Source organism: Bacillus sp. HY001 (genome assembly GCF_007558965.1).
GTDB lineage: Bacteria > Bacillota > Bacilli > Bacillales > Bacillaceae_G > Bacillus_A > Bacillus_A mobilis.
Genome location: NZ_VLTE01000174.1, coordinates 1 through 9,030, shown reverse-complemented (window position 1 = coordinate 9,030; position 9,030 = coordinate 1). Strand labels below are relative to the sequence as shown.

10 protein-coding genes are annotated in these 9,030 nt (G+C 37.2%); 2 read left to right on the top strand and 8 right to left on the bottom strand.

The features are described 5' to 3' along the window. The 5 genes from FOT98_RS30085 to FOT98_RS30065 all read right to left on the bottom strand — a co-directional run. The coding region (locus tag FOT98_RS30085) for a helix-turn-helix domain-containing protein (protein WP_186292138.1) at positions 1 to 128 on the bottom strand (128 nt) is incomplete at its 3' end. Between the two features lie 347 nt (positions 129 to 475). Beyond that, positions 476 to 982: a GNAT family N-acetyltransferase gene (locus FOT98_RS30080; RefSeq protein WP_063260676.1), complete on the bottom strand. Its 507-nt coding sequence runs from the start codon at positions 980 to 982 to the stop codon at positions 476 to 478. Further along, entirely contained in the window at positions 979 to 1,527 is a 549-nt protein-coding gene (locus FOT98_RS30075) for a GNAT family N-acetyltransferase (protein WP_063260675.1), read from the bottom strand. Before FOT98_RS30075 ends, FOT98_RS30080 begins: the two co-directional genes overlap by 4 nt. Before the next feature lie 55 nt (positions 1,528 to 1,582). Continuing rightward, entirely contained in the window at positions 1,583 to 2,488 is a 906-nt protein-coding gene (locus FOT98_RS30070) for a DMT family transporter (protein WP_063260674.1), read from the bottom strand. Then, complete coding sequence (locus FOT98_RS30065; protein ID WP_063260673.1) at positions 2,478 to 2,891, bottom strand: MerR family transcriptional regulator; 414 nt, start codon at positions 2,889 to 2,891, stop codon at positions 2,478 to 2,480. Before FOT98_RS30065 ends, FOT98_RS30070 begins: the two co-directional genes overlap by 11 nt. Before the next feature lie 122 nt (positions 2,892 to 3,013). Here FOT98_RS30065 and FOT98_RS30060 point away from each other — a divergent pair, with 122 nt between their 5' ends. Both FOT98_RS30060 and FOT98_RS30055 read left to right on the top strand, forming a co-directional pair. Next, entirely contained in the window at positions 3,014 to 3,358 is a 345-nt protein-coding gene (locus tag FOT98_RS30060) for a PadR family transcriptional regulator (protein WP_063260672.1), read from the top strand. Beyond that, the gene (locus FOT98_RS30055; RefSeq protein WP_063260671.1) at positions 3,355 to 4,017 is read left to right on the top strand and encodes an HAAS signaling domain-containing protein; all 663 of its coding nucleotides are present in this window, start codon (positions 3,355 to 3,357) and stop codon (positions 4,015 to 4,017) included. The genes FOT98_RS30060 and FOT98_RS30055 overlap by 4 nt, the downstream gene beginning before the upstream one ends. Before the next feature lie 53 nt (positions 4,018 to 4,070). Here FOT98_RS30055 and murC read toward each other — a convergent pair whose 3' ends face one another. The 3 genes from murC to FOT98_RS30040 form a co-directional block, all read right to left on the bottom strand. Beyond that, positions 4,071 to 5,381: a UDP-N-acetylmuramate--L-alanine ligase gene (gene murC, locus FOT98_RS30050; protein WP_063260670.1), complete on the bottom strand. Its 1,311-nt coding sequence runs from the start codon at positions 5,379 to 5,381 to the stop codon at positions 4,071 to 4,073. A 252-nt stretch (positions 5,382 to 5,633) separates the two neighbouring features. After that, on the bottom strand, positions 5,634 to 6,752 hold the full coding sequence (locus tag FOT98_RS30045; protein ID WP_000658380.1) for a nicotinate phosphoribosyltransferase: 1,119 nt from the start codon (positions 6,750 to 6,752) through the stop codon (positions 5,634 to 5,636). 61 nt (positions 6,753 to 6,813) lie between these two features. Then, a partial coding sequence (locus FOT98_RS30040) for a DNA translocase FtsK (protein WP_260851150.1) occupies positions 6,814 to 9,030 on the bottom strand: 2,217 nt, incomplete at its 5' end.

Genomic DNA, 9,030 nt, shown 5'->3' with positions numbered 1-9,030 from the left:
TATCTATCATTCCACTTTTCCAAAAAGTAGTTAAATACAAATCGTGAACAACCAATTGTTTTCGTAATAGCCATTTTTTGTTCTAAACTAGGATAAATCCGAAACTGATACGCTTTATGGATAAGCACCGCTTTTCACCTCACTTCCTTTTTTTATTTGTTTACAATCTTTTTCATGATATACACGGGAACGATATCATGATATAACCAAAAAATACTGATCACGTATCATTTCTTCTTTTTTTGTCGAAAGTCCTCTGTCCCTTTCAAAAAAAAATACAAATGAAAGAACTTTTACAATGAAACCATTTCGTAGATGTAAAAATGCCTCTGAGCTATAACATTTTCTTTCCATAGGAACGAACTGATTACGATACCGGTACCTTATACTGATTCTTCACCAAGAAAAACCTTTAGGCTTTTACCTAACCGTCATTCAGCTCCCACCTACTCATTGGAACATGTCCTACCCATTCCTAGAGGTGGGAGTTTTCTGTCGGGAAATGATAAAATTTCTTATCCACCTGCAACACTGGAAAACTTTTTGGTAACTCGTCTATACTCACACTTTGAAAATTATTCTTTTCATAAAAGCGATGTGCTGCTAAAAATTTCACTGTCGTTCCTAAGTAAATATCTTTCAGCTTTTTATTCTCAGCCCACGAAATTGCTGTTTGGAGCAACTTATGTGATGCGCCCCACTCTTTTCCGCGAAATTCTTTTTTTACGAACATTTTCCTTAGTGCTACTTGATCGTTCCCAATATCTAATAAAGCTACTGTTCCAACTACTTTCCCATCATAAGTTGCAACCCAAAAGTTTCCATAATTACTTTGATAGAACGTTTCTATTTCAAGTAGGTCTGGCTGCTCTTCTTTCGTAATGGGAACATTGTACTCTTTTTGCTGAATATGAACGATAAGATCTACTACTTCATCTTGAAACGCACTTTCATACGGAATAATGCGTATCTTCTCGTTCATCGGATCTCCTTCCATTCTGAAACTAGTAAACTATATACAGCGATATCGTGAAAATGATCGTATAGCCATTCATCATCTCTTAAAATACCATCTAACTTAAAACCTAAACGCTCTGGAATAGCGCGGCTTTTCACATTTTCAACACCGCATCTAATTTCCATTTTATTTAATTTTAAATTCTCAAATGCATAGTGAAGTACAGCCTTCACGCTACGCGTCATAATGCCTTTCCCGCCAGCATCTTCTGCAAGATAATATCCGAGACTCGCCGCTTTCTTCCCCCAACTTACCGGATGAATGCCTACCATCCCAACGAGCTTTCCTTTATAACGTATGCCACTTTCAAAACCGTCTCCCTCTGCAAACTTCTTTAACCACATCGGACAAATCTCATCATACGCACCAGCAGATTTCATCCCATCCACCCAAGGAAGCCATCTTCGTAAATGACTACGGTTTTGGTTTATTAATTGATATAGTTCCTCTTTATGATGCTTCTCTAATAACTGTAATTCGATTTCATCGTCTACTCGAAGTGTGAACATGTTTTATAGCCCCTTTTAGTTTTCTTATTATTCTAACACTTACAGATGTAAATTGTTAAATATTCACACTTTCTTTCGATTTTATTTGTATAAAACCTGAAGAATACACTACTCCCGTAACAACTAATATCATGCCTACACATTGTGCCGGTGTTATATTTACTCCTTCAATAAAAGAAATAATCATTGTAACAACAGGTACTAGATTAAAAAATAAGGATGTTCTTGCTGCTCCAATTTGAGCGATTCCATTATTCCACCATAAATAACCAAGCACGCTCATTCCAATTGCCATAAAAAGAATTGCTCCCCAAGCTAACAAAGGAATTTCCAAAACTGGTACTATATTTTTTTGAGTAGAAGATATGATAATAAAGGCAATGGCACCAATAGTCATTGTGTATGTCGTCGTTTGTATTGGACTACTAGTTTTAATAAACTTTCTGCCTAGTACACCGTATAACGCCCAGCAAATATTCCCTAATAAAATATAAAAATCTCCTTTTGAAAATGATAAGTTTTGTAGTATTGTAAACGAACCTTGTGTCAGTACAAAAACAACACCAAGTAATGCAAGAAACATCCCAATACCTTGGCGTTTTATAATTTTTTCTCGTAAAATAAAATGTGCTAACAGCGTCGTAACGAGCGGGTTCGTCGCCATAATCAATGCACCATTTATGGCTTCTGTATGTTTCATACCTAAAAAGAAAAAGAAATTAAAACCGAATACACCAACAATACCTAACAAAAGGTAATAAGCCCTATTCTCCCTCCATACAGCTACTTCAAAATCTTTTCGTATTTTTAACAAACATAACATCACAAGTGCAGCAATTCCAAAGCGCCATGCTGCTATATGAATCGCTTCGAAATACTGCACGGCATATTTCGAAGCATTAAATGTCCCACCAGTGAAAATCGCAAATCCAAGTAGCTGAGCGTATACTTTATTTTTCATTGTCAGCCTCCGAATTTTCCCCTTCTAGAAAACCGTAATAAATTTCTAGCTTCTCCTCCGTTAGCTGAACAACTTTTTGCAATTGTTCCTGCTGTTCTTTTAATCGCTCCAAGTGAGTTGTTAAAATTGAAATTCTCTTTTTTACTTTCGCTGGTACTTCCTCTTTTCTCTGCCTAATTTCCTCTATAATACATCCATCACTTGCAAACTCAGCCATCTCTTCTAATGACATTCCAGTTTGTTTTAAAGAATATAAAAATTTTAATAGGCGTACATCATCTTCTGTATATTGGCGAATCCCGCTATTTCGCGTTGGTGGTGGTAATAATCCTAATTTCTCATAGTAACGCAAAGTATGAATGCCCATCCCAGTTAACTCTGCTACTTCACCGATTTTATACATGTTCTCTCCCCCTTGTTTTTACATTTTCATCTTACAACCTAGAGTTAGCTCTAGGTCAATACGAAAATAAAAAATAACTATATATGATTGATATCTAGATATGAATCATATATAGTTAAAGTATGGAAAAAAATGATAATTTTATAATTCAATTACGTAAAGGTGTTTTTGATCTCGCTATTTTGTCTTTAATAAGTAAACAACCTATGTACGGATATGAAATTACAAGTGCATTACAAGATATCCCTGTGTTTCATATCCCAAACGGTTCGATTTACCCTATATTAAATCGAATCACGAAAAACTATTGGGCTATTTCCTATTGGGAAGAGTCCGGTGATGGCCCAAAAAGAAAATATTATCGCATTACAGACGAAGGGAGAGAAGTTTTAAATAGTCGCTTACATGATTATGATGCAGTGTATCATGCTCTAATGTTACTAGCTAAAGGAGAGGATAAAAAATGAACAAAGAACAATTCTTTTCAAATGAACTCATTACTTCTTTCTTACACGATCTTCATAAAGGTTTAATGAACTTACCTGCGTCAGCAAGAGAACAACATGTGCTAGAGATCAAATCGGATTTATATGAAAATGCATTAAGTAAAGAAAGCGAAGGGATACCATTAGAAATCATCCCTTCACAAGTGATTGAAGAATTTCTTCCTCCAAAAGAATTAGCAAAGGAAATTGCAGGAGAATATACAGATGTTATTCAAGATGCACAGCAATCTACAAATACATTTATTAAATATTATTCCGGCCTCTCTATCGGTCCACTCGGCGCTTTATCAGTGCCTATTGTACTCGGTTTTATAAATTTTTCTGCTAATTTACCATTTTTACTAGCCTTTATTGCAAGCAATATTTGGTTTATCTTTAGAGAAAACCATTGGAATATAGATTTATTAAAATACTTTAAAACAATTATTTTCATCAGTTCAAGACTGCTAATTGCTCTCCCATTCAGCTTTTTTGCGATTCGAATTATGATAACAAAACAATTCGATATGTTTTCATTCTATTATTTAATCGGATACGTACTTTTTAGTTCACTATATATCTTCTCATTAAAACAACTATACAAAAAGAATGAACAATACCAACATATCAACGCTTTTTAAAATATATTGAACACAACAAAAAGACGCACAGCCTCAGCTATGCGTCTTTTCTATTACTTCTCTGCAACTTGAACTTCTTTTACGTAAGCTGCTTCGAATTTTTGGATGTCGCCTGCGCCCATGAAAATTAGAACGCCGTTTTTATGTTTCTTTAATACATCCGTTGTTGTATCTGTAATTAGTTCTGCACCGTCAATACGCTTTTGCAGATCTTCGATTGTTAATTCACCTTTGTTTTCGCGTGCTGATCCGAAAATATCACATAAGTATACTTGGTCAGCTTTGCTTAGACTTTCAGCGAACTCATCTAAGAACTTTTCTGTACGTGAGAATGTGTGCGGCTGGAATACAGCGATAACTTCACGCTCTGGATGTTTTTGACGAGCTGCTTCAATCGTTGCATTAATTTCTGTCGGATGGTGTGCGTAGTCATCAATAATAACTTGCTCTCCCATTGGCTTTTCATTAAAGCGACGTTTTACGCCTTCAAAAGTTGTTAGCTGATGCTTAACTGCTTCTACATCAACGTTTTCATAATGGCAAAGCGCGATTACTGCTAATGCATTTAATACGCTGTGATTGCCGTATCCTGTAATTTTGAACGTGTCATAGTACGTATTACGAACGAATACATCGAAAATAGTACCATCTGTTCTCTTTTGAATGTTACGTGCTTGGAAATCATTATCTTCTCCAAATCCATAGAAAATAACAGGTACTTTCGCTTGAATTTTTTGAAGTTCTTCATCATCTCCACATGCAATAATGCCCTTTTTCACTTGCAATGCCATCTCTTGGAATGCATTGAATACATCATTGATATCTGAGAAATAATCTGGATGATCAAAATCAATGTTTGTCATAATCGCATAGTCTGGATTGTAAGACAAGAAATGACGACGATACTCACAAGCTTCAAATACAAAATACTTACTATTTTCTACCCCATGCCCTGTTCCATCTCCAATAAGGTAAGATGTAGGGTGTGCACCTTGCATTACATGGGCTAACAAACCAGTTGTTGATGTTTTTCCATGTGCACCAGTTACAGCAACACTTGTGTATTGGTTCATAAGGTCACCTAAGAAGTGATGGTAACGATGTACTGGGATGTTTAATTCTTTTGCTGCTACGATTTCTTCATGCGTATCAGGAAATGCATTTCCTGCAATAATCACTTGTCCTTCTTTTACATTATTTTTATCAAAAGGAAGGATCGAGATATTACGCTTTTCCAACGCTGTTTGTGTAAAGAAACGCTTTTCATAATCAGACCCTTGAACAGTATGCTTCATGTCATGAAGAATTTGAGCTAATGAACTCATTCCTGTTCCTTTAATTCCTACAAAATGGTAAACTGTCATCTTAAAGAACCTCCAACATTTCGAACTAATACAACGGCCTATCTATAAGACAGTATATGAATCTTTTCTTATTTTGGTAATCATCATACATTTTTGATGTAGTGAAGTTATTCTTCCCTTCACTTATCAGGATAAACTCGTACGTACTTCTTTTTTATGTCCATAACAAATCCATTATAGCAAAAAAGAAGCCGCTATACTATGATAACAGAAAAACTGATAGGGTCAATCACCTATCAGTTTTTCTCTCTTTTACATATCTTCTCTTTTTTCTAATTGAACACGCTCTAAACGTGGGTTTGGACGATATTTACGACCAGCTTTCGCTTCTGGTTTTCCATTTAATTCTACGTTATCACCAGTAAAGCCAATATTCATTTTTAATAAGCTACTTCCTACTCCGTATATATCAACAGGTACATTTTGAGCTTCAAATTCACGAATACGCTTCTCATCAAATCCACCAGTTACAACGATGTCTACATGCTGGAATCCTTCTTCATCAAGTGCTTTACGAAGTGCGAATACAAGCGATGGGTTTACACCACGTGGATCAAATGTTCCAAGTACTTCTGGGTGGCGAATGAAGTATTGATCAATCATCGTACGCGACGTATCTACACGTACACCTTTTAATGTTGATCCAAATTCACGCGCTACGCGAAGTGCATCTGTAATGACATCATTGTTGTAATCAATTAATACAACTAATTCATCTTCTGGGAATTTCTTATGATATGCTTTTGCCGCTTCCACAACATCACCATTAAACATTTGAATTAATGCGTGAGGCATTGTCCCCATACCACTTCTGCCCCACCATTCATTCATCGCATGCGTCGCCTGTGCGCTCATACCTCCGATGTATGCTGCATAACCGTCACCAGCTTGTTGTGTATAATGATCGTCACGGTCTCCCATGAAAATAACTGGTTTTTCTTTATCTACGCTACGCGCAGCTTGGACAACGTTATATACGTTTGTCGCAACTGATGTACGACGAGCTAAAATCCCATCAATAACACCTTCTAAAAATCCGAAATTTTCATAAGGCCCATGAATTGTTAACACTGTTTCAAACGGACTAATATTATCGCCATCTTTTAAAGAGTTAATTTCAAGTTCCTCAGGATTTTTAGCGAATGTTTGTAGCAATGCAATTACTTCATCTGTTCCGCAAAGAACTGCATTTTCCTTCTGGAAAAATTGCATCGTTACAACACTTTTCGGGCGAAATTCTTCAATGATTTCTCTAGTCTTTAAAAAGTAAACGGCAGAGAACCAACCTTCTCCAACACGTTCGTCAAATTTAAATGTTCTATTTGTTAGTCTATTTATTTCACCTTTTAATTTTAATTCAATTTCTTTCATGTCGCTTTACTCCCTACTTTACTATCCAACATTTTCTCTTAGTATACAGCAAAACCGTTTACTATACATTTGTTTCCTGCATAGCAGCGAATTCATCCTCAGAAATGAGGACATCTCTTGGCTTCGTTCCTCTTGCTTCAGAAATAATTCCTTGCGATTCCATCTCTTCAATGAGACGTGCCGCGCGATTATAACCGATGCGGAATTTTCGCTGTACAGAAGATGTGGACGCTCCCCCTTGTTCTACAACAAATTGACATGCTTCAAAGAACAATTCGTCTTCCGACTCAGCCTGTTCTGTTTTCGCTAATAAATCCTCTTGCTTAAATAAGTAATTCGGTTTCATTTGCTTTTTCACATGATCAACTGTCTTTTCAATCTCATCATCCGATACATATACACCTTGTACACGAACAGGCTTAGATGTACCGTTCCCTAAGAATAACATGTCACCACGGCCAAGTAATTTCTCCGCGCCACCAATATCGATAATCGTACGCGAATCAACTTGAGATGATACAGTAAACGCAATACGCGTTGGAATGTTTGACTTAATTAAACCTGTAATAACATCTACAGACGGACGCTGTGTCGCTACTAATAAATGAATACCACAAGCACGTGCTTTTTGCGCAATACGACAAATCGCTTCCTCAACATCACCAGGTGCTACCATCATTAAGTCAGCTAACTCGTCAATGACAATAACGATATAAGGTAATGTCTCTCCCGGAATTTCTCGCCCACTTACAATCGTATTGTAACGAGTTAAATCACGAGCCCCTGCATGCGCAAACAATTCATAACGGCGCTCCATTTCTTCAACTGCCCACTTTAATGCAACTGTCGCTGCTTTTACATCCGTAATAACAGGTGCTACAAGATGCGGAACAGAATTGTATGGTGCAAGCTCAACCATCTTCGGATCGATTAACATTAACTTCACTTCATGCGGTTTCGCTTTATATAAAATGCTCGTTAAAATTGCGTTAATACACACACTTTTACCAGAACCCGTTGCACCCGCAATAAGTCCATGTGGCATTTTTCGAATATCCGTTACAATTGGATCGCCTGAAATATCAAGTCCTAGCGCAACTGTAAGCGGTGATTCGCTCTTTGTAAACACAGGACTTCTTAAAATTTCACGAAGAAATACTGGCTTACTTTCTTTATTTGGAACTTCGATTCCAATTGCACTCTTCCCTGGAATCGGTGCTTCAATACGAATATCTTTCGCTGCTAAGCTTAACTTAATATCATCACTTAAATTTGTAATTTTATTTACTTTCACACCTGGGTCTGGCTGTACTTCAAAACGAGTTACTGCTGGACCTTGCGATACGTTAATAACATGTGCGCCAACATGGAAATTATTAAACGTTGTATCTAATAATTCCTTCTGCTCATCCAACCATTCCGTATTATCCAACGCCGATTGCTGCGGAATCGATAGCAATGTTAATGGCGGAATTGCATATGTCGGTGGTGTTTGCAATACATTTCGCATATCGTTCTCTCTTTGATTTACAACATATGCTTTCTCTTGTACTTCCGTACTTGAAATTGGCTTTTGTACTTGCTCTACCACTACTTGCTGCATTCGTTTTTCTTCCACTTGTGGTTCTACCATTACTTGCTGCACTGGTTTTTCTTCCACTTGTGGTTCTACCACTACTTGCTGCATTGGTTTTTCTTCCACTTGTGGTTCTACCATTACTTGCTGCATTGGTTTTTCTTCTACTTGTTGTACAGGCTTATTCTCTACTCGTTCACTCATAGAAGATTGCATTGCATTTGCTCTAGCCGCATGTCTTTCCATTAATCGCGTTCTGTCTTGTTTCAACATAACAACATTAAATGGTACATGACGCTTCTTCTCACGTTTTGGTTCTTCTTTTTGGACAACTGGTTGCTCTTCTGCGACCGCTGCTTCTTCTACAGCTTGTTGTTCTTCTGCAATCGGCGCTTCTTCTACAACTTGTTCTTCTACAATCGGTGCTTCTTCTACAACTGGCTGTTCTTCTGCAATCGGTGCTTCTTCTACAACTCGTTGCTCTTCCGCAATCGGTGCTTCTTCTACAACTTGTTGTTCTTCTGTGACCGGCGCTTCTTCTACAACTTGTTGTTCTTCTGCGACCGGCGCTTCTTCTACAACTGGCTGCTCTTCTGCAATCGGTGCTTCTTCTACAACTGGCTGCTCTTCTGCAATCGGTGCTTCTTCTACAACTCGTTGTTCTTCTGCAATCGGTGCTTCTTCTACAACTCGTTGTTCTTC

Excerpts from the sequence above, each read along its gene's own strand:
- FOT98_RS30065 (WP_063260673.1), bottom strand. The coding sequence starts at position 2,891 with ATGTATAAAATCGGTGAAGTAGCAGAGTTAACTGGGATGGGCATTCAT.
- FOT98_RS30070 (WP_063260674.1), bottom strand. The coding sequence starts at position 2,488 with ATGAAAAATAAAGTATACGCTCAGCTACTTGGATTTGCGATTTTCACT.
- murC (WP_063260670.1), bottom strand. The coding sequence starts at position 5,381 with ATGACAGTTTACCATTTTGTAGGAATTAAAGGAACAGGAATGAGTTCA.
- FOT98_RS30080 (WP_063260676.1), bottom strand. The coding sequence starts at position 982 with ATGAACGAGAAGATACGCATTATTCCGTATGAAAGTGCGTTTCAAGAT.
- FOT98_RS30060 (WP_063260672.1), top strand. The coding sequence starts at position 3,014 with ATGGAAAAAAATGATAATTTTATAATTCAATTACGTAAAGGTGTTTTT.
- FOT98_RS30075 (WP_063260675.1), bottom strand. The coding sequence starts at position 1,527 with ATGTTCACACTTCGAGTAGACGATGAAATCGAATTACAGTTATTAGAG.
- FOT98_RS30045 (WP_000658380.1), bottom strand. The coding sequence starts at position 6,752 with ATGAAAGAAATTGAATTAAAATTAAAAGGTGAAATAAATAGACTAACA.
- FOT98_RS30055 (WP_063260671.1), top strand. The coding sequence starts at position 3,355 with ATGAACAAAGAACAATTCTTTTCAAATGAACTCATTACTTCTTTCTTA.